We start from the raw sequence: 20,257 nt of genomic DNA, 5'->3' as shown, positions 1-20,257 counted from the left end.
ATGAAGGGCTAAAAAGGCGAATAAGTGCGAATGAATTCCTCCAGATTTGCGAATTTTGCGAATCGCCATCAAAGAAGAACGGCATGAAGAAGACCTTCATGGGCGTCAAGCTGCGCCGCCTGCGCGCCGAGCGAGGCATGTCCCAGATCGCCCTGGCGCAAGCCCTGGGGCTCTCTCCCAGTTACCTGAATCAGTTGGAGCAGAACCAGCGCCCGCTGACCGTGGCGGTGCTGCTCAAGATCAGCCATATCTTGGGTGTGGATGTACAGCAGTTTTCCGAGGACGAAGAGGCTCGCATGGTGGCGGCTTTGCAGGAAGCGCTGGCCGATGCCCCGCAGTCCATTACGCTGCCGGAACTCAAGGAGGTCGCCGCGCAGATGCCCGCGCTGGCGCAGGCCGTCCTCGCCCTGCACCGGCGCAGCCTGGAGGCCCTGGAACGCGCTGAATCAGTGGCTCTGAGATTGGGTGACGACCGCGCCGACGCCGCCCTGCCACGCGCCATGGCCTTCGAAGCGGTACGTGATTTTTTCTTCTCGCAGCAGAATCATTTCGACATCCTCGACCGGTCGGCGGAAGACCTCGCCAGCGAGGCCCAGGCGCGGGGCGCGCACCTGGCCGACTGGCTGGCCGAGCGCCTGCAGAAGCGCCATGGCGTGCGCGTGCTCCACACCCAGGACACTGATGCCAGCAAGCGCCGGTTCGACCCCGCCGCGCGGTCGCTGGTGGTGTCCGACGCCCTGGCCCCAGGACAACTGGCATTTCAGCTCGCCACCCAACTCGCCCTGCTGGAACACAGCGAGGCCATCGACGACCTGATCAGTGTGCCCCCCTTCACCACGGATGTGGACGCGCATCGCCTGGCGCGAGTGGGCCTGGCAAATTACTTTGCCGGCGCGCTGCTGCTGCCCTACGGAGAATTCCTGCAGACCGCCGAGGCACTGCGGCACGATATAGACCGGCTGGGCCAGCGCTTTGGCGTGGGATTCGAGACCGTGTGCCACCGCCTTTCCACCCTACAGCGCCCTGGCGCCCCAGGGGTGCCCTTCTTTTTCGTGCGAGTGGACCGGGCGGGCAACATCAGCAAGCGCCAATCCGCCACCCACTTTCACTTCAGCCGTACGGGAGGCACCTGCCCTCTGTGGAATGTGTATGAGGCTTTCGGCCAACCGGGACGCATCCTGCCGCAGCTGTCGCGCATGCCGGATGGCCGCACGTACCTCTGGATTGCCCGCACAGTCTCCAGCGGCGCGCGCGGCTGGGGTATGCCGCGCAAGGTGTTTTCCATAGGCCTGGGATGCGATGTGCGGCATGCGCACCGGCTGGTCTATGCCAAGGGGCTGGATCTGAGCGATCCTGATGCGGCCACGCCTATCGGCATGGGATGCAAGGTGTGTGAGCGGGAGGTCTGTCCGCAGCGCGCGTTCCCTTTCATCGGCCGGACATTGGATGTGGACGAGAACCAGAGCCGCCTGGCGCCCTACGGGTTTGGGCGAAAGTAGATGGTCAGAACGTATTCACGCTCTCAGACACCGACACCCACGGTTTCGGAGAGCGCCCTCGCCTGCTCGATGAAGGCGCGCAGGTAGTCGATGTCCATATCCGCCTCACGCACACCCAGGTGAATCTGCTTGGCGATTCCGCTTTGCCCCAAACGCACGGGCACCACGTCCAGCTTGTCCGCATACTCCTGCACCAGCCAGCGCGGCAGCGCCGCCACGCCGCGTCCGCTGGCCACCATCTGCAGCATGATGTCGGTGGTCTCGATGGTCTTGTGATGCCGGGGTGAGACGCCGGCTGGCAAAAGAAATTGGTTGTATACGTCAAGTCGGTCGGTTTCCACGGGATAGGTGATCAGCACCTCTTTCGTCAGTTGCGCGGGCTTCACATACCTCGCCTTCGCCAGGGGTGCTCGCTGGCCACCACCAATACCTGCTCGTAGTCGAATACCGGCTCGAAATGCAGGCCGGGCTTGTAGAGAGGGTCGGGCGTGACCAGCAGATCGATCTCGTAGCCGAAGAGCGCACCGATGCCGCCGAACTGGAATTTCTGCTTGACGTCGACATCGACATGGGGCCATGTGGCCAGATAAGGCGACACCACCTTGAGCAGCCACTGGTAGCAAGGATGGCACTCCATGCCGATGCGCAGCGTGCCCCGCTCCCCTTGCGCGAACTGGCGGAGCTTGTCCTCGGCCAGGCTGAGTTGCGGCAGCACCCGGTTGGCCACCGCCAGCAGGTACTGGCCCGCCTGGGTCAGGCGCAAGCTGCGGCCTTCGCGCAGCCAGATGTCGGTGCCCAGCTGTTGCTCCAGCTTTTTCATGCTGTGGCTCAGGGCTGACTGCGTCACGCAGAGCACATCGGCAGCTGCGGTCAGCGAGCCTTGCTTTTCAACCTCCTGCACCACGGCCAGATGTATTCGTTCCAGCATGACGAGTTTTTCTATGAATTCAGCTCATGAATACGTGAGATAAGACCATTTTACTTCATTGAATATCTTGTCTAGCATCCGTCCCTTCTTGTAGTACCCGCACGGAGCAGCACATGACCACCATCCACAACCTCGGATTTCCCCGCATCGGCGCACGGCGTGAATTGAAGTTCGCGCTGGAGTCGTATTGGAACGGCGCCTCTTCGCGCGATGAGCTTGAGGCCACCGGCGCCGCACTCCGCCAGCGCCACTGGCAAGACCAGCAAGGCCTCGACCTGGTGCCTGTGGGCGATTTCTCGTTCTACGATCAGGTGCTGGACATGAGCTTCGCCCTGGGCAATCTGCCTGAGCGCGTGCAAGGCTTTCATGGCGACACACTGGACAACTATTTCCGTGTGGCCCGCGGGCGTTCAGCCGCCTCCGCCGAAGAGCACGCGGCTTGCTGCGGCGGCGTGGCGGCGGGCGAAATGACGAAGTGGTTCGACACCAACTACCACTACATCGTGCCCGAGTTCACCGCGGCCACAGAATTCAAGCTGGACACCTCGCGCTTGCTGGCGCAACTGGCGCAGGCCAAGGCACAAGGGATCAACGCCAAGCCCGTGATCATCGGCCCCGTCACCTATCTTTCCATTGGCAAAGCGAAGGACGACTCCGACAAGCTGGCCTTGCTCTCCCGTCTGCTGCCTGTGTACTCGGAGCTCCTGGACGTGCTGGCCGGCCAGGGCGTGGAATGGGTACAGATCGACGAACCCATTCTGGTGACGGAGCTGGGCGCGGACTGGCAACACGCGTTCAATACAGCCTACCACCATCTGAAGATCAGCCGCCTCAAGCTGTTGCTGGCCACCTACTTCGGCCCGCTGCAGGAAAACAAGTACCTGGCGGCGAACTTGCCGGTGGCGGGCCTGCATGTGGACGCTATCAACGGACGCGACGATATTCTTCCGCTGTTGGGGTTGCTGCCAGGGCACAAGGTACTGTCCCTGGGGGTCATCAACGGCCGCAACATCTGGAAGACCGATCTCACCGCTGAGCTGGATTGGCTTGAGCCGCTGGCGGAGCGCCTGGGCGACAGGCTGTGGATCGCCCCCTCATGCTCGCTGCTGCATGTGCCAGTGGATCTGGCTCAGGAGCAAAAGCTGGATGAAGAGGTGAAGTCCTGGCTGGCCTTTGCGCTGCAGAAGCTGGATGAACTGCGTGTGCTGGGCAAGGCCTTGCGGGAGGGCCGCGAGGCAGTGAAAGCCGAGTTGGCCGCCAATGCGCAGGCGCTGGCCGCACGCCGCGGCTCACCGCGCGTGCATAACCCGGCCGTACAGGCAGCCGTGGCCAAGATCGCGCCTCACCTCGGCTTGCGCGAGAACAGCTATGCCAAGCGCCACCCCAAGCAATCCGCCTTGCTGAACCTGCCGCTCTATCCCACCACCACCATCGGCTCCTTTCCGCAGACAATCGAGATCCGCCATGCCCGCAGCGAATACAAGGCCGGACGCCTGGACGAAGCCCGCTACCGGGCCGAGATGAAGAAGGAAATCGAGCGCAGCGTGCGTGAGCAGGAAGCACTGGGTCTGGATGTGCTGGTGCATGGCGAGGCCGAGCGCAACGACATGGTCGAGTATTTCGGCGAGCAGCTTGAAGGCTATGCCTTCAGCCAGTTCGGCTGGGTCCAATCCTATGGCTCGCGCTGCGTGAAGCCGCCGATTCTGTTTGGAGACATCAGCCGCCCGAAGGCCATGACGGTCGAATGGATCGCCTATGCGCAATCGCTCACGAGCAAGCCCATGAAGGGCATGCTGACGGGACCGGTGACCATCCTGAACTGGTCTTTCGTGCGCGACGACCAGCCCCGCTCGGCCTCATGCAGGCAGCTCGCTCTGGCGATCCGCGAGGAAGTGCTGGATCTTGAGAAGGCCGGCGTGCGCGTGATCCAGATCGACGAAGCGGCCCTGCGCGAGGGCCTGCCGCTGCGCCAATCCCAGTGGAAAGAGTATCTGGATTGGGCCGTGGAGTCTTTCCGGATCGCTGCCAACGGCGTGCGCGACGAAACGCAGATCCATACCCACATGTGCTATTCGGAGTTCAATGACATCATTTCATCGATCGCAGGCATGGACGCTGATGTGATCACCATCGAGACCTCGCGCTCGGACATGGAGCTACTCGACGCCTTCGACCATTTCAACTACCCGAACGAGATCGGCCCTGGGGTGTATGACATCCACTCGCCCAATATCCCGACGCGGCAGCACATGGTTCAGTTGATGAAGAAGGCCGCTCGGCGTATTCCGGCCGAGCGCTTGTGGGTGAATCCTGATTGCGGGTTGAAGACCCGCCGCTGGGGCGAGGTCATTCCGGCCCTCGCGCAAATGGTGGAGGCAGCCAAGGAGTTGCGGGCGGAGGCTTGATCAACGGAAAAAATCGGGGTCAGATTCCCATTTGACTCAATTCTCCGCGACTCAATCCCCCGCATCCTTCCGGGTACACGCATCACGCCAGATCTCGCGGATCAGGTGATGCCAATCCCGCGCGAACCGGCGATTGTCAAACAGCGCGCTGCCCGCCACTTGTTCTCTCAAACCTTTCCGCAACCGGGCCAAAGCTGGCCACGCCTGTGGTTCAGCGAGCGCCACCGCACGATCGATATAAGTGTCTTCATCGAGGCAGATCCACTCGGCGGGCAAGCCCGCCGCGGCCACGATCTGCTCCCCTTGCCTGCCCAGCATGCCTGGCGTCGAAAGGACCAGAGTCGGCACGCCCATCCATAGTGCCTCGGCGGTGGTGGTGCCGCCCGGATACGGAAAGGTATCCAGTGCCACATCAATCTCGGCGTAGCTGGCCAGATACTGTGTGCGCTTCAGGGAAGGTTCGACCTGGAATCGTTCAGCAGGCAGGCCCGCCGCAATGAGCCGTTGCCTGAGGAGCTGCCGTTCGTCTTCGCTGTGGTTCAAGCCACACCGAATACGCCAACGCGCCCGTGCGGTACGCTCGGCAATGCGCACCCAGGCATGGACGACCTTGTCATTGATCTTGGGTAGCGCCTGGAAGCACCCGAAGGTGATTTCGCCCCGGTGAAGCGCGGGCAGTTCAGCCACCGCGGGTGCATTCTGTGGCGGCGTGAAGCAATACCGCGTGCGGGGCATGCGCCAGACGCGCTCGCTGAACCACTGTTCTTCGGAGGGTGGCACGCACACCGGATCGGCGATAACCGCCTGCACGCCAGGCAAGCCGGTGGTGCCAAAGTAACCCAGCCACGTCACCTGCACCGGCGCCGGCCTGCGCGCCAACACCCCCAGGCGGTGGCCACTGGTCATGCCCGAAAGATCAAGCAGGACGTCGATCCGGTCGTCGCGTATGCGTCCAGCCAGTTGGTCATCGGACCAATGCGACACTTCGTGCCAGGCTGAAAACGCGGGCGCAATACGCTCTGTCAATACGGTACGCTTGGTCTGATTGGCGTAGGCTATCCACGTCACCCCCTCGCTCGCAGAATGGGTCAGCAGGCCTTCAATGAAGTACCCCACCGGATGATCGTGCAGATCTGCGGACAGAAGCCCTATACGCAGCGGCCGGTCGGTATCGCCTGACACCAGCCAACTCGAGAACCGTGGATGAAGCGCCGCATACTGCGCGCCCAGCCGGCGGGCCAGCGCAGCCAATTGGGCAGGATTGGGATCCTCCAGGTAGTGCTGCGTGAAAATGAACTGCGCCTGAGCGATGACGTGCGTCGGGTCGATGGAGAGTACGCGCCGATAAAGCTCGTGCGCGAGCCCGAATTGCCCGGCTTCGGCATGAATCAGGGCAGAATTGAACAAGGCCTGCACGTGCCTGGGGTCGATGGCAAGGACCCGGGCGTACCAATCCAATGCCTCATCCGGGCGCCCCTCCATCTGGTGGATGGCGCCGATGTTGAGCATGGCCAGCGGATCCCGTGGCTGCAGTTGCACGGCTCGGGTGAAATATTCCAGCGCCTCCAGCTTGCGCTCCAGCATCTGGCAGGCACGCCCCAGATTGGCCAGCAGGCCAACATTGTCTGGCTCGGCAGCCAGAATCCGCTGCCACAGGACCACCGCTTCGGCCAACCGGCCATGCTGCGCCAGCAGCACGGCCGTCAGGTTCTGCACCGCCGAAGCCTGAGGCATTTTCTCGGCCAGCGGCATCAGCAATGCAAGCGCCTGCTCCCAGCGGTTCTCGCGTTGCAGGCGGACAGCTTCAGCGAACGTAGCTTCCCAACCAGGGGGCGAAGATGGGGAGGACATGGAACTCACGGGGCTATCTGTACAGAAGAGGCGTAGAGGCCAAAAAGATCAACCCCTTGGATGATGCTGAGCATGGAGTGTTTTCAGGCGTTCGCGCGCCACATGCGTATAGATGGTGGTGGTGGAAATATCGGCGTGCCCCAGCAGCATCTGCACGGCACGCAGATCCGCGCCGTGGTTGAGCAGGTGCGTGGCAAAGGCGTGCCGCAAGGTATGCGGCGAAGGCGGGGCGGCGATACCCGCCTGCATGGCGTAGCGTTTGACCAGCCCCCAGAACATCACGCGCGACATCGCCGTACCAGGCTGGCGGCCCGCGCTGGTCACGAAGAGATCCTCCGTCTGGCGCGGCCCCAGGAGGGCCGGCCTGCTGTCCGACATGTAGCGCTGCAGCCAATCGCCCGCCACTTCACCGAAAGGAACCAGGCGCTCCTTGCTCCCCTTGCCCAACACGCGCAACACGCTTTCGTTCAGGCCAACATTGAGCGTCTTGAGCGATACCAGTTCGCTCACCCTCAGGCCGCTGGCGTACATCAGTTCCAGCATGGCGCGATCGCGCAGCCCCAGCGGGGTGTCGGTGTCGGGCGCGGACAACAGCGCCTCGACCTGGGCTTCGCTCATGGTCTTGGGGACACGCAGGGGCTGTTTGGCGGTGAGCAGCTTCAACGTGGGATCGCGCGAAATCAAATGCTCACGCAAACCCCAGCGGAAGTAGCGCTTGAATACCGTCAAGCGCCGGTTGGCGGACGTGGCCTTGCCCCTCGCACGGACCGCGAAGTAGCGCTGCAGGTGATGCTCTTCGGTCTGCGGAAGCTTCAGCCCCTGGTCGGCCTGCAACCACTGCGCGTAGAGAGTCAGATCGCGCCGGTAAGCAGCCAGCGTGTTGGGCGACAGGCCATCTTCCAGCCACAAGGCATCTATGAAGCTGTCGATGGATGCATCGGGCGCGGGAAGAGATGGCAACGGCTGGACAGATTCCATAACTGAACTGATTATGCGGTGTATCCGGGCGCGGCTGGGTCACCTCTGAAACGATGTTGGTTTCAGTTACACCCTTCAGTCAACTCTGCGGTCTCATACCTCGTTAGATTCCAAACGAACCATGGCGGTGGCTTGCCTTCGCCGAAGAGATCAGCATGAATTACTACAAAATCGCACTCACAGGCCTGCTGGCCATTGCGGCCACTGGCGCTTCCGCTGGCGTCGATGTGAACATTGGCATAGGGATCCCTGCCCCTGTCATAGTGCAGCCTGCTCCCGTCTATGCGCCCCCACCTGTTTACGTGGCGCCGCAGCCCGTCTATGCGCCACGCCCCGTGATGGTTGTTCCACCGCCTGCATATGCGCCAGGATGGAGCTACCGCGACGAGAAGCGCTGGAGAAAGCACGAGAAAAGATGGCGCAAAGAGCAGCGTCGCCGGTGGCACCACGACCACGACGACTGAAATTTGCAACGCTTTGCATCGGCTGTACGCCCAGCGCGTGCCGCCTGCCCCTTACCCTCCAGCCGCCCGCCCCGGCTCCATCTCACGGGATGACGGGATCGGCACATCCCGCCCCCATCCAAAGAAGGCTTGAATGGCATCGCGCTGGCGCAGGGCGTCCGCGCGGCCTAATGCCATCAGCTCCTGCGTGAAACCGCTATCGAACAGCAGATAACTGGCCAGCGCGGACGCCTGGGCGGTTTCACGCTTTGTGCTTTCATGCGAACACCCCAGCATACGCTGCAGCGCGCTGGGCAATGCCGAGGTATGCCGCGAGGCAATGACATCCACACGCTCCGAGGGACTGATCACCAGCAACTTCACCGGCCGGATATCCATCTCCGCCAGAATGGCTGGAGGCACGTGCGCCAATGCATGATTGATGTGCTGCATGCGCTCCACATCCGATGACAGGGCATCCAGGAAGACGCTCGACATCACATGGCCCGCAACCTGGGCCAGCGTAGGATAGCCCGCCAATGCATTGGGATTCAGCGCACCCTGCGGCTCCGTCATGCGGTGGGAACCTATGGCGAGAATCCGCTCACTGCCCAGATGGACGGCGTCCGCCAAAGGAACTGTCTGGCGCATCGAGCCATCGCCAAAGTATTCGACATGGCCGTCGGGCATGGCAATACCGGAGGCCGGAAACACGAACGGAATGGCGGAAGAGGCCAACAGGTGTTCATGCGTGATGCGTGTGGGCACGGCGACCCGCTGAGTTCGCTGCCAGGGCGAAGTGCGCCGTGATGATTGGTAGAAAGTGTAGTGTTCCCCTGAACTATAGTTTGAAGCGCTGATGGCCAAGGCCTGCAGATAACCTGCAGCCATGAGCATCGGGAGCCGCTCCAACGGCACGTCGCGCCGCAGTGATTCCGCCAGAGGCGAGTTGTCCAGCAATGAGCGAGGCTGCCGCTTGCGCCAATGGCGAAGCCATCTCGCCACGCTGAAGGCTGTACGCCAGCCGCCCCCGTTTTCTGAAAGCGGCAAAGCGCCGGCCCGATAGACCTCTTCAGGCCTCACGCGGCGCCAGATACCGGCCAGGCAACGCGTGGCATGATCGAAGTCATCTGCATGCGATGCAATCGCCGCCGCATTGATCGCCCCCGCGGAGGTGCCGGTGACAATCGCAAACGGGCTGCCCACCTCCCGGACACCCGCCGTCCGGCGCACCTCTGCAACGCCCTCCAGTACGCCGGCCTGATAGGCTGCGCGCGCGCCGCCTCCGGTCAACAGCAAACCGATGGGGCCGCCCTTTGGGCTCATAGCCAATGGCGCTGGCGCAGAGATCATCTGCGGATCGAGCTCCGATACTTGCATGACCCGCTCCTTCCCGAGAAGCAAGAGGCAATGCCTTGCCTATGCTTTTCAGAGCCTCAGAAGAGGAGGAAGTTCAGATCAAGAGTTCGATGAGGAAGGGCGTGCTCCTTGCAAAGCTGGAACGCATCAGATCGGCCACGCCGTCCAGCGTGGTCGCGCGAGCGCCCTCCACGCCCATGCCGTTCGCCAGTTGGACCCAGTTGAGCGAAGGATTGCCCAGATCCAGCATGCTCATGGCGGTTTCACCCGGCACCGCGCCCACGTTCTTGTATTCACCGATCAGGATGTTGTACTTGCTGTTGTTCAGGATGATCGTGGTCACCGGCAACCGCTCGCGGGCCTGCGTCCACAGCGATTGCAGCGAATACATGGCCGAACCATCAGCCTGCAGGTTGATCACGCGCCGCTCCTTCCTTGCGCCCAGCGCGGCACCCGTTGCCACGGGCATGCCGTCGCCAATGGCGCCACCGGCCAGGTGCAACCAATCATGCGGGGGGCGGCATGAGTGAACTTGTAGAAGCCACGGCCATACGAAACACTTTCGTCGGAGACGATGGCGTGCTCAGGCATCAGAGCGGCCAGGGTCTGGGCCAAACCTTCAGGCGTGGGCGCGCCACTCACGGCCTCCGGCCTGGGTCCGGGATCCGTCATGGGCACATCAGGCGCATTCAAGGCGTCGGCCAACCCTTGCAGCGCTTCCAGCGGATCCTGATCAGGCCGGGAAAGCACATGCAGTTGCGCATCAGGCGCGTGCTGAACCGAAGGCATGCCCGGATAACCGAAGAAGCCGACCGGCGGGCGGGCATTGACCAGGATGATGTGCTTATACCGTGACAGGGCCTTGAGGGCCACTTCCATGACATAGGGCACACGTTCGATCTGCATGCGGCCGCGTCCGCGTGCCAGATGGCCATTGACGTGATCGGCCATGACCATGGCGCCGGTGGCGCTGGCAATACGCCAGACCAGGCGCTGTGAGTCAGCCAGAACGGCCGGCCCCGCCAGCAATATGAGCACGTCGCCCTGGTGGTCACGCAGGATGCGCGCAGCGGTGTCAATGGCCGTGCCGTCAATCGCAGGGGGCGGCGTCGCGCCGAACGGCGCGCCGGGTTCGCCGCCTTCAGACCATGAAACGTCGGCAGGCAGGATCAGGGTGGCAATCTGGCCCGGGAAGGTGTTGGCTGCGCGTACGGCTTCGGCGGCATCCCGCCCCAGCTCGGATGTGCGGGCGCTGGTGCGCACCCAGGCCGAGACAGTCTGCGCCATGCCGACGGTGTCGGCGGTCAGCGGAGCATCAAAGGGGCGATGGTAGATGGCCTGGTCACCGACGATGTTGACGATGCCGCTGCGCGCCCGCCGTGCGTTGTGCAGATTGGCCATGCCGTTGGCCAGCCCGGGGCCGCAGTGCAACAGGGTGCAGGCCGGCTTGCGCGCCAGGCGATAGTAGCCATCGGCCATGCCGGTCACGACGTTCTCCTGCAAGCCGAGCACGCATTTCATGCCGGGCACTTGATCCAGCGCGGCCACGAAGTGCATCTCGCTGGTACCGGGATTGGCGAAACAGGTGTCCACACCTGCCGCCAGCAGGGTTTTGACCAGACTCTTGGCGCCGTTCATGGTTCTCACTCCTTGTAATAATCTAGCCGCGTCTCCACTTCGCGTTGTTCCGCATTTGCATTCGCCACCTCGCAGACTAGAGACACGGTATCTCTTGTTATTAAAACAGCATGCGTTTGAAATTTTCTTTACTGGGCAATTTCGGTTGCTCGCAAGCCCCGGAAACCCTCATCTGCTAAGCAAAGAACTTGACACCCGCTGCCCTGATACGAAAAGCCAGTCGCTCGACAAGATCCCTCGGCAACGCCCCTTTTCTAACGACCAAGCTGCGATTGATGCTGAGACCGGATATCGGCACAGCTGCCAATCCATCCGCCTCCAAGAGTGTGGACGCCACGGTACGTGAAAGGATGGAGTAGCTCTCTCCCTTGGCCAGCAACCCTCGTAAAAGTGTGAGCGCCTCGTGTTCATATGCCACACTCAAAACCAAGCCTTGCGCTGAAAACGCATTTTCGATCGCTTCCCGGCTCGGGTCTCCGCGAGGCGTGAGCGTCAACGGCAACGCGGGCAGATCGCGCAGCGTCATTGCGGATCTTGACATCACAGGAGCTGAGCGCTTTCCTACCAGAAACAAACTCTCCTGCCATAGCGGCTCCACATGCAGAGATCGCGACTTTTTGGGGTTGGTCAAAATCGCACAATCGAGATCGTTGTTATCGAGGCGATGGCGCAGCCAGTAGCTCGATGCCTCGACTACACTAGGACGCACAGGGAGTTCGGAGTCAGGCAAGCTTCGGGTCATCAGATCAAGCAGTATCGGACTGACTGTAGGAGGAAGTCCCACGCGAAGCATCTGCGGCTCAGCCGGTGTCGCGGAGACCGATGCGCGCAGAGCATCCAGTGACGCGAGAATTTCCGTCGCGCCATCCACGAAGCGCTGGCCAGCTTCAGTTAGGGCGCCCCCACCACGCTCTCTTCGTAGTAGCGTGGTGTTGAGTTCAGCCTCCAGATCGGCAATCTGCCGACTCACTGCCGATTGCGCAATACACAAGTTCTCCGCTGCTCGGCTGATACTGCCAGCCAGCCCGACTTCGCGCAGGTAACGTAATTGTCTAAGCTCCATTTTTTCAGCATGCCATGACGGCATACCCCCATCTCTATTTCATGCAGCAGCTGCCGCGTCACGCTTCTACCATAGTGTCTTTCTCCTTCAGATAGACATGAGGTACTTCGTTGAACATCGCAATCGTTGGAGCAGGGGCTATTGGCAGTCGCATGGCCGCTCACCTCTTGCAAAGCGGGGTATCGTGCGCGCTGCTGGATGGCTGGACCGAGCATGTTGCCGCGCTCAACCAGAACGGCCTTCGCATCAGGCGCCACGACCGGGAAGCGCGCTTTCCGGTTCAGGCATTCAACTATGCCGCACCGCCCGATAAGCAGTTCGACATTATTCTGCTGGCCGTGCGCAGCGACGCAACCATCGCGGCGCTACCCCTCGTCAAACGCTTATTGGCGCCAGAAGGCTTCGTTGTATCGTGCCAGAACGGACTGAATGAAGAGGAAATAGCGGCAGCATTCGGCCCACACCGAACTGCCGGATGCTCCATGATATTTGGTGCGAAGCTCATCGCCCCTGGTGTGGTCTCCGTTCTGGACGGCGCGGACACTTTGCGCCTGGGCGAGTTCAGCGGCGAAATCTCGCCCCGCATTGTTGCTCTGGCCCAGACGATGAGTGTTTGCGGCAGGGTTTCCACCACAGCCAACTTGCTCGGCTATCGCTGGATGAAGCTCGTACTCAATGCTACCGGCAATCCGCTGCTCCTGCTCAGCGGCCTTGACGGTGAACGCCTTCATGACCGGCCTGCCGCACGGCGCTTGATTATTGCGTTGGCATCGGAAATTATAGGTATTGCCGTCAAGGAAGGAGTTCAACTGGAACCATTGCTGAGCCATTCCGCCGAAACGTGGCTCTTACCAAATTCAGTTGGCTCGGAACAGTTGCATGAATGCCTTTTGCTGCATGGAAGATCTCTTGGCACAAGAAGACTTTCAATGGTGGCGGATTTCGAAGCCCGTGGCCGCACGGAAGTTGGCGAGATTACAGGAAAGATCGTGGAGAAAGCTCGCCGCCTGCAATGGCAGGCCCCGCTCAACACGGAGGTGCTGCGGCTTGTTCGCGCCCTGGAAGCAAACCAGATCAAACCTGGTCTGCCAATCCTCACGATGCTTGAGTCCAAGGTAGGTCCCTGAAATGCCGCCCCCTGCTCAACTCTGAAAACGAAATGACCCCAATCAATGCTTTAGAAGTCATGGCCCATGGCCCTCACATGGACCGGCGAAAACTCATCCAGATGGTCTGCGCATCGGCCGCAACCGCGGCTGCGGCGCCAGCTTGGGCTAATGGATGGCCTGACCGCACTATCCGCCTGATTGCCCCCTTCACGCCAGGCGCCGCCACCGATTTCGTCAGCCGAGCGCTGGCGCAAAAGCTGTCAGATCAGTTGGCACAGCCTGTCATCGTGGAAAACCGCCCTGGTGCGGCAGGAACCATCGCAGCCGAAGCAGTCGCGAAAGCCCAACCCGATGGCTACACTTTTCTGTTCGGCGAACCCGGCGGTTTGACGGTAGCGCCCGCAGTCACACGCCATCTACGCTTCAACGCACTAAGAGATCTGACCCCTGTCGCACAAGCGGTGTCGCTTCCCATGATCGTACTGGCGCACCCTTCAGTCGAAGCAGATAGTCTTCAGGCTCTTGCGAGCTTGGCTCGCCGCAAGAGCTTGGACTATGCAACCAACGGCACCGGCTCGGTTCAGCATCTCAGCATGGAGTTATTGGCCTCCCGGCTAGGCATCAAGATGACGCACGTGCCGTATCGCGGCGGGTCTTTGGCGATCAACGATTTGATCGCCGGGCAGGTACCGCTGTCCTTGTTGACCGTGCCTACAGCGGCCACGTATATCAAATCGGGTAAAGTCAAAGCACTAGGCATTCTGGACAGCCAGCGCGCACCACTTTTGCCTGACGTACCGACAGCCCAGGAACAGGGAGTCAAGGATGCGTCGGTTCCGATTTGGGGTGGATTGTTTGCCCCCTCTCAAACGGAAAAGACCATCATTCAACGGATGAGTGAATCAATTCGCTTGGCTTTGGGGGATCCAGCTTTGCGTCAGCGATTGGAAGACGCGGGGAATGACGTCGTGTTCAGGCCATCTGCCGAGTTCAGCGCCATCGTGACCGCGGATACCGAGAAATGGCGCAAGCTGGTTGCATCCACCGGCATCAAGATTGATTGATAGCAACCGCACTCCCTCTCGTCACTATCGCTTGAATCCAGCACCTTCTGTATGAATCAAGCAACTCGGCATGGAGTTGCCCCGATTCGGTTCCATCTCAGCGGACGATCGGAGCTCGGGAGGTCAGATCGCGATGTTGTGATCGGGCGGCACGAGGTTTGACGGGTCGACAAACAGCCGCTGCCACAGTTCGACGCCCGCGAGCATCGTCAGCAGTTCGCCATGGTCCGCGCGGCCGGAGCGGTGAGCATCCATCAGTTGCTGCACGACCGCCAGATCGAAAAGCGCCCGGTCTCTGGCAGGTCCTTGAAGAATCAATTGCTCGATTCTGGCGCCCAAATCGCCCCGCAGCCACGCCCCCAGCGAGGACCGTACCCACTGCTTACGACGATAGATGACATCGAGGGGCAGCAAGCGCTGGCCGTTGGCCACGGCTTTGAAAAATGCCTTCAACTCGAGCTTGCCGCTCAGGGTAGCTCCTACTCTGGCATTGAGGGGCACGCGTTCGGCCGCGGCAACGACATTGGCGGCGTTGTAGGGCGAGTTGATCCATAAGCCATGCGCAGCGGTCGCGATGGCGCCGATTTCACGCATCACGCGTTGATCGCCAAACAGGCCTTCGTCGAGCGCGATGGCGTCCTCGCTCAAGTCCGTGCAGTTGTTCGGCACGGCACCGGCGATACGCACCGCCAATTCGGCATCCGTCGCTGCCGCCCCAGGCAGCAGTCGCGCCACCGAGGGGCGGTCGAGCATGCGCCGCGCTGCGAGGTAACGAGCCGCACGTCCGGCCAGCGTTTGTGGCGCGCGTTGCGAATGCGCCCAGGCAACGCCCCACACCAGATCGTTGCCATATCCGCCCAGAACCACGTCGTGTTCCCGGCTCACCTCAGCGCACAGGCGGAAGAAAGGATGAGCTTGCGGCGCCGGCATCTCCAGGTGCCACACAATGGCCGACAGCGCATCGACACTGGACGCTCCGCCCAGAGGGACCACGCGATGCTCGGTGCCGTACAGCGCCGCGACGCGTGCTGCGGTATCTCGGTCGCTGGTGTCGTTTTCGTCCGCGTCGAGGGTGTAGGTGACGATGCGTTCATGGCCAACGGCCCGCAGCAGCGCCACGATTGCGGCGGAATCGACGCCCCCGCTGAGCAACACCGCAGGCGGACTGTGGCTCGCCGATGCGCGAGCCACCGCTGTAGCGAGCGCGGCCATATAGTCGTTCGCCACCTCTGCCATGCCGCTGCGCCCAACGACGCCGGGCTTGCGTTGCCAGTAGCGCATCAGACGCGGCGGCCGGCCGGCGACCGCCTCCAACACGCAGCCGGCCGGCACCTGCTTGACGCCGGCAAACAGCGTGGCCGGGGGCACAGGGTGCGCCAGCACGAGCATGTCTTCGAGCGCGCACCGGTCGATCTTGCGCGGCACACCGGGCAATGCAACCACAGCCTTTGCAGCGGTGCCGAAGCTCAGTCTGTCAGTGCCCTCGTGGTAATACACCCCGCTAACTCCGGTGCAGCGGTCAGCGCACAGCAGGAGTCTGCGTTCCCGTGCGTTCCACACCACGATCGCGAAGAAGCCGTGCAGGTGTTGTACGAAGCCCGGCCCGTGACCTTCGTAATATTCCAGCGCAACCTGGGCGACACGGCCCGGCGCGGCTTCTTCGATCGCGCCGATCACGGCGACAAGCAGTTGCCCGTCGGCGCTCGTCGCCCACGATGCCGCTCCGGTAGCCTGCCGCCCGCCGGCGCACGCAGCAAGCGCGAAGACCGGATCGTGCAGCGTGAACTTCGGCACGCAGCCCATGACGCGGGCCGTGTCACTCAGTGGGCCCTCGCCCAGATCATGCCCCAGAACGCCGAAGATGCCATCCATGGCGTGCCGTACCGACTACACCGTCACAGGAGTGACTTGTACTTGGAAGTGCTTCACGCAATGGTTCCAGAGGTCGTGGTCACGAGGAAGTCCGAGCAAACAACGCAGTTTGGCCATTATGCCCTCCCGGAAATGCACATACCCGGGGTTCAGTGGACTGATGCCCTGAAGCTACCGTTTGCCTCCCTTGCGAGGTTTGTCCAGCCGCCCAGCGGCGAGGCTGACAGATGCTTGCTGCCGCTCTATCCACAGCAACGCTTCCACATGGGTCACGAAGCGCTGCAAGTAGGCCGGAGACACCTCCTGCATTGTCGCCAGCGCGCGATGCACCAGATGGTGTGAATTGAGCGGCCCGGCCTGGGCCGGCACCTGGGCCATGGTTTGGCGCACGCGCTGCTCCGCGGACAAACGCGACCATGTGGCGCGAAACTGGCGCAGCGTGGCCAGTTCGCGCGGAGCGGCAGCGGCGCCCACCTCATCCGTCAACTGCTCGGAATCTACATGGCGCGCGGCCAATCCATCAGCCAACTGGCCCAACGCGCCTCTGGCGGCTTGTGGGCTGGCGGGTGCAGGCAAGCTGGGCTCGCCGGCCGTGCCTTTCCCCGCCAGTGCGGCGAGTTTGGCCTCCAGCACTTCACGCGCGGCACCCTGATGCCGCTCGGCACGGCGTGTCAGGGCGGCGATGAAGGCTTCGCGGACTGGCAAACTCATGGCTGGTGCGAACACTAGTTGCCGCGCTGGGCACGCGGCATCGGGGCCATTTCCACACGGCGGTTGCGGGCCCGGCCTTCTGCATCGGCATTGGAGGCTACGGCCTGCTCAGAACCAAAGGCAGCGGCGAACACCTCGGATGAGGGCACGCCTGCGGCAATCAGTGCCCGCGTCACGGTGAGCGCACGCTGAGCCGAAAGCTCCCAGTTGTCTGCAAACCGGGCTGCGCCCTCGCCACGCGACGGCCGCATGCCCCTGTCGTCGGTAAAGCCGCTCACCATGAGGATTTCTCCACGCTCGCCCAGGTACTTGGCCAGTGGCGCCGCCATGCTTTGCAACAACTGCAGGCCTTCAGGCTGGAGTTCATCAGAGTTGAAGGCAAAGAGCACACTACCGCTGATGCCGATGCGCCCATCGGTCAAGGTGACACGGCCAGCCGCCAGGGGCGCGGCCAAAGCCTGTTCCAGCGTCTGCAGACGTTGGGTTTGGGCTTCGCTCTTGCGATGTTCGGCCTTCAGGCGCTCGGACAACTCCATCTGCATGCCCAGTGCCGCCACCAGGATGAGCACGAAGGCACCCAACGCGCCGGCCATGAGATCGCCGAACGCCGCCCAGGCGGGCACGGAGGACTCACCCGCCTCAGCGGAAAGTTCGTCGCCATGCATGAGATCAGGGCCCATCATCGGCTCAAGCCTCGCGCTCGGCCGACAACTGCCGCAACTCGTCGATGATCTGCTTTTGCGCACCGGTGCTGAGTTCGATCACCTCGCGTGCCTGCGCCACATAATAGTCAAGCTGCTCGTCGCTGCGCGCCAGGGATTTCGTGAGCGCAGCCTCGATGCGTTGCAATTGCGCGACGAGTTGTTCGTTGGCCTCGCCAAAATGCTGCACGCCCGCACCAAAGGCTTCGCCCAGGCTCGCCACTTCCTCGGCACTGCCGGTCAGCTGCGCGGCCACGGTGTCGATGCGGCCGGTTTGAGCGTCCAGCGTTTCGGTGAAACGGCTGCTGGCGCTTTCCATCAGGCCGGAAGTGGTAGCGACCAAGGCATCGATGGCGCCGCGTTGCTCTGCCGAGGCGTGATTCACGGCCTCCAGCAGCGTGGACAGGGTTTCCAGGATGCGGCTGCGCTCTTCAAGCATGGCGTTGTCGCGCGCCATGCTGTCGGTCAACTTCTGGCGCAGCTCGCCAATCACCTCGGCGGCGGCCCGCGGTGCTTCGGATGCAGCTTGCATCAGCGCACCGATCTCGCCAAGTGTGCTTTGCGCTTGCGTTTCGAGCTGGCGAGTGATGCTTTCCGACGTGCGCGTCAGTGTGTCGCCCAGGCCCTGCCATTGCGCAGCGCTTCGCTCCCCCGCTTGCTGCCATTCGCTTTGCAGCGTGGCCGCCAGGGTATGCAAGGAAGCCGTCCAAGCAGCCTGCCTGGCCTCTTCCTGCTCGGCAATACGGCTTTGCAGCGCGGTGTGGGCTTGCTCCATGCCTTGGGCGGCCGCTTGCAAGACCTGTTCGTTCCGCGCGGCCAGTTGCTCGCCATTTTGCATCTGCAAGGCCAGGACCTCGCCCCAACGGCTGGAAAGCGCGTGTGCCTGCTGCTCCAGGCGCTGAGCCAGGCCATCGGCCAATTGCGTGCTGCGGGTGTCGAAGGCGTGGGTGAAACCATCCAACGCCTCGCGCAACGCGTTCGTGGAGGCTTCGCTGGCCTGCTGATGAGAAGCCAGTGCGTTGGTCCACTGAGTGGTAGCACCTACGGTGGCCTCGCCGAAATCGGCCAGTTTCTGATGCAGATCGCCGACCACCTGCGCCGCAGCGCGGGGCGCCTCGGCGGCGACCTGTATCAACCCGCTGATCTCACGGAGCGTGCTTTGGGCCTGGGTTTCGATTTGACGGGTAATGCCTTCGGCCGTACTGGCCAGCGTATTGCCCAGGCCTTGCCATTGCGCGACGCTCCGCTCGCCCACCTGCTGCCATTCGCTCTGCAGCGCGGTGGCCACGGTGTGCAACGACGCCGTCCATGCGGCCTGACGGGCCTCTTCCTGCTCAGCGAAGCGGCTTTGCAATGCGATGTGCGCCTCGTTCATGCCTTGCGCGGCAGCCTTCAGCGCCAGCTCATGCTGCGCGGCCAGTTGCTCGCCGTGCCGCGCCTGCTGGGACAAGGCCTCGCCCCAGCGCGTGGAAAGCGTTTCAGCCTGCTGCTCCAGGCGCTCGGTCAGGCCAGCCGCCAGTGCGGTGCTGCGGGCATCGAAGGTGTGAGTGAATCCGTCCAGCGCCTCTTTCAGTGCGCTGGTGGTGGTTTCGCTGGCCTGCCGATGGGTAGCCAGTGCGCTGGTCCATTGCGTAGCGACGCTGGCGGTAGCTTCGCCAAAGCGGGAGGCAATGCCATCCAACTGCGCGCGCACCTGCTCGGCCTGAGCCGCCTGCAACCGGGCGCTTTCGCGGGCCAGCCCTGCCAGCGCAGCCTGCACCGCGGGTTGAATGGCTTCGCCCGCATGGCGTGCGCTTTCGGTGGCGCTGGCCGTCAAGGTGCGTTCCACGGATGCTGCCAAGGCGGTGTAGGCGGTTTCAGTTCCGGCATGAAAGCGTGCTTGTTCAGCAGCCATGCGCTCGGCCAGCGCGGCTTGCTGGCTTTCCAGCGCGGTCATGCAGGCACCGATGCGCTCCACCAGTTCGGGCATCAGTCCCGCCTGCTGCTCCATGAGGCGCAGCGATGCCTCGCGCTGATGCTGGGGTGTGAAGGACCGCAGAGTGGCCGCCATGGCGGTATCCAGCCGCTGCGCCGTTTGCAGGCGCTCCCGCCGCGCCAATGCCGCCATCAAGCCCAAGGCCGCGGAGGCCCCTACGCCCGCCACCGAAGTGCCGAATGCCAGCCCCAGCCCGCGCACGGGTGCCGCCAGCGCATCGCGGATGGCCTGAAGGCCCTCTGCCCCCAGCAACGCCGTGCCCGTACCCTGCAAAGTGACCACCATACCCAGAAAGGTACCCAGCATGCCGAGCAGCACCAGCGAGCCCGTGAGATACGGAGCCAGCGCAGGCCCCGGCAGGCCAGCACGCAAGCCCTCCACGCGCTGGCGCACGGCTATGCGCAAACCAGCCGGCAAGGTCTGTAGCCAGTCATCCAGGCTGGCGGGGGCCGTATTCAACGCCTGCAGCGCCCCTCCCAAAGCCCTGGTAGACCGGTGAAAGCGGACCAGCTCCCACGCGCCCGCCAGATAGAAAACCGCAATCAGCAGCGTGACGGCGAGGGCCAACACATGCCCGCTCAGATAACCGGCTCCTATCCAGCCGATGGTCGCCAAGCCTGCCGCGAAAGCAGCGCCAAAAATCAAATTCGTCATCAGTCTT

General features: G+C 62.7%; 13 protein-coding genes and 2 pseudogenes. 5 read left to right on the top strand and 10 right to left on the bottom strand.

The features are described 5' to 3' along the window. The first annotated feature begins 83 nt into the window (after positions 1 to 83). The gene (locus tag WJU18_RS14380) at positions 84 to 1,499 is read left to right on the top strand and encodes a short-chain fatty acyl-CoA regulator family protein (RefSeq protein ID WP_423460697.1); all 1,416 of its coding nucleotides are present in this window, start codon (positions 84 to 86) and stop codon (positions 1,497 to 1,499) included. Between the two features lie 23 nt (positions 1,500 to 1,522). Here the strand turns inward: WJU18_RS14380 and WJU18_RS14375 are convergent. Next, positions 1,523 to 2,427, bottom strand: a pseudogene (locus WJU18_RS14375) (LysR family transcriptional regulator). A 113-nt stretch (positions 2,428 to 2,540) separates the two neighbouring features. Between WJU18_RS14375 and metE the strand changes: the two are divergent. Next, positions 2,541 to 4,832, top strand: a complete 2,292-nt coding sequence (gene metE, locus WJU18_RS14370; RefSeq protein ID WP_423460696.1) for a 5-methyltetrahydropteroyltriglutamate--homocysteine S-methyltransferase — start codon at positions 2,541 to 2,543, stop codon at positions 4,830 to 4,832. Between the two features lie 51 nt (positions 4,833 to 4,883). Here the strand turns inward: metE and WJU18_RS14365 are convergent, their stop codons facing one another. Together WJU18_RS14365 and xerD are read right to left on the bottom strand one after the other, a co-directional pair. Further along, the gene (locus WJU18_RS14365; RefSeq protein ID WP_423460695.1) at positions 4,884 to 6,683 is read right to left on the bottom strand and encodes a tetratricopeptide repeat protein; all 1,800 of its coding nucleotides are present in this window, start codon (positions 6,681 to 6,683) and stop codon (positions 4,884 to 4,886) included. A gap of 48 nt (positions 6,684 to 6,731) precedes the next feature. Further along, positions 6,732 to 7,661 (bottom strand): site-specific tyrosine recombinase XerD, encoded by a 930-nt coding sequence (xerD, locus tag WJU18_RS14360; RefSeq protein ID WP_423460694.1) that lies wholly within the window; start codon positions 7,659 to 7,661, stop codon positions 6,732 to 6,734. Between the two features lie 155 nt (positions 7,662 to 7,816). Between xerD and WJU18_RS14355 the strand changes: the two genes are divergently transcribed. Next, a complete protein-coding gene (locus WJU18_RS14355) occupies positions 7,817 to 8,125 on the top strand; it encodes a hypothetical protein (RefSeq protein WP_423460693.1) in 309 nt (102 codons plus the stop codon). Positions 8,126 to 8,176: 51 nt separating this feature from the next. On the opposite strand, the gene WJU18_RS14350 is transcribed toward WJU18_RS14355, so the two are convergent. From WJU18_RS14350 to WJU18_RS14340, 3 genes and pseudogenes are all read right to left on the bottom strand, one after another. Then, the gene (locus WJU18_RS14350; RefSeq protein ID WP_423461001.1) at positions 8,177 to 9,457 is read right to left on the bottom strand and encodes a patatin-like phospholipase family protein; all 1,281 of its coding nucleotides are present in this window, start codon (positions 9,455 to 9,457) and stop codon (positions 8,177 to 8,179) included. A gap of 100 nt (positions 9,458 to 9,557) precedes the next feature. Beyond that, positions 9,558 to 11,101 (bottom strand): annotated as a pseudogene (locus WJU18_RS14345) (acetolactate synthase large subunit). Between the two features lie 175 nt (positions 11,102 to 11,276). Then, on the bottom strand, positions 11,277 to 12,188 hold the full coding sequence (locus tag WJU18_RS14340) for a LysR family transcriptional regulator (protein WP_423460692.1): 912 nt from the start codon (positions 12,186 to 12,188) through the stop codon (positions 11,277 to 11,279). Positions 12,189 to 12,274: 86 nt separating this feature from the next. Here WJU18_RS14340 and WJU18_RS14335 point away from each other — a divergent pair, with 86 nt between their 5' ends. Together WJU18_RS14335 and WJU18_RS14330 are read left to right on the top strand one after the other, a co-directional pair. After that, complete coding sequence (locus tag WJU18_RS14335) at positions 12,275 to 13,291, top strand: ketopantoate reductase family protein (protein WP_423460691.1); 1,017 nt, start codon at positions 12,275 to 12,277, stop codon at positions 13,289 to 13,291. Between the two features lie 32 nt (positions 13,292 to 13,323). Continuing rightward, on the top strand, positions 13,324 to 14,337 hold the full coding sequence (locus tag WJU18_RS14330; RefSeq protein WP_423460690.1) for a Bug family tripartite tricarboxylate transporter substrate binding protein: 1,014 nt from the start codon (positions 13,324 to 13,326) through the stop codon (positions 14,335 to 14,337). A 123-nt stretch (positions 14,338 to 14,460) separates the two neighbouring features. On the opposite strand, the gene WJU18_RS14325 is transcribed toward WJU18_RS14330, so the two are convergent. From WJU18_RS14325 to WJU18_RS14310, 4 genes are all read right to left on the bottom strand, one after another. Then, complete coding sequence (locus WJU18_RS14325) at positions 14,461 to 16,209, bottom strand: asparagine synthetase B family protein (RefSeq protein ID WP_423460689.1); 1,749 nt, start codon at positions 16,207 to 16,209, stop codon at positions 14,461 to 14,463. A 171-nt stretch (positions 16,210 to 16,380) separates the two neighbouring features. Continuing rightward, complete coding sequence (locus tag WJU18_RS14320) at positions 16,381 to 16,920, bottom strand: DUF2894 domain-containing protein (RefSeq protein ID WP_423460688.1); 540 nt, start codon at positions 16,918 to 16,920, stop codon at positions 16,381 to 16,383. A 14-nt stretch (positions 16,921 to 16,934) separates the two neighbouring features. Beyond that, complete coding sequence (locus WJU18_RS14315; RefSeq protein ID WP_423460687.1) at positions 16,935 to 17,603, bottom strand: OmpA family protein; 669 nt, start codon at positions 17,601 to 17,603, stop codon at positions 16,935 to 16,937. A gap of 4 nt (positions 17,604 to 17,607) precedes the next feature. After that, positions 17,608 to 20,250 carry a DUF802 domain-containing protein gene (locus WJU18_RS14310; protein WP_423460686.1) on the bottom strand — a complete coding sequence of 881 codons (2,643 nt, stop codon included), beginning with the start codon at positions 20,248 to 20,250 and terminating at the stop codon, positions 17,608 to 17,610. Positions 20,251 to 20,257 lie beyond the last annotated feature (7 nt).

Origin of the sequence: Ottowia sp. VDI28, assembly GCF_049532675.1 — a bacterium.
Lineage (GTDB): Bacteria > Pseudomonadota > Gammaproteobacteria > Burkholderiales > Burkholderiaceae_C > Ottowia.
This window is presented reverse-complemented; position numbering and strand designations above follow the sequence as displayed.

Coding starts and splice junctions, on each gene's coding strand:
- WJU18_RS14340 (WP_423460692.1), bottom strand. CDS start 12,188: ATGCCGTCATGGCATGCTGAAAAAATGGAGCTTAGACAATTACGTTAC.
- WJU18_RS14355 (WP_423460693.1), top strand. CDS start 7,817: ATGAATTACTACAAAATCGCACTCACAGGCCTGCTGGCCATTGCGGCC.
- xerD (WP_423460694.1), bottom strand. CDS start 7,661: ATGGAATCTGTCCAGCCGTTGCCATCTCTTCCCGCGCCCGATGCATCC.
- WJU18_RS14380 (WP_423460697.1), top strand. CDS start 84: ATGAAGAAGACCTTCATGGGCGTCAAGCTGCGCCGCCTGCGCGCCGAG.
- WJU18_RS14350 (WP_423461001.1), bottom strand. CDS start 9,457: ATGATCTCTGCGCCAGCGCCATTGGCTATGAGCCCAAAGGGCGGCCCC.
- metE (WP_423460696.1), top strand. CDS start 2,541: ATGACCACCATCCACAACCTCGGATTTCCCCGCATCGGCGCACGGCGT.
- WJU18_RS14310 (WP_423460686.1), bottom strand. CDS start 20,250: ATGACGAATTTGATTTTTGGCGCTGCTTTCGCGGCAGGCTTGGCGACC.
- WJU18_RS14315 (WP_423460687.1), bottom strand. CDS start 17,603: ATGATGGGCCCTGATCTCATGCATGGCGACGAACTTTCCGCTGAGGCG.
- WJU18_RS14330 (WP_423460690.1), top strand. CDS start 13,324: ATGACCCCAATCAATGCTTTAGAAGTCATGGCCCATGGCCCTCACATG.
- WJU18_RS14320 (WP_423460688.1), bottom strand. CDS start 16,920: ATGAGTTTGCCAGTCCGCGAAGCCTTCATCGCCGCCCTGACACGCCGT.
- WJU18_RS14325 (WP_423460689.1), bottom strand. CDS start 16,209: ATGGATGGCATCTTCGGCGTTCTGGGGCATGATCTGGGCGAGGGCCCA.
- WJU18_RS14365 (WP_423460695.1), bottom strand. CDS start 6,683: ATGTCCTCCCCATCTTCGCCCCCTGGTTGGGAAGCTACGTTCGCTGAA.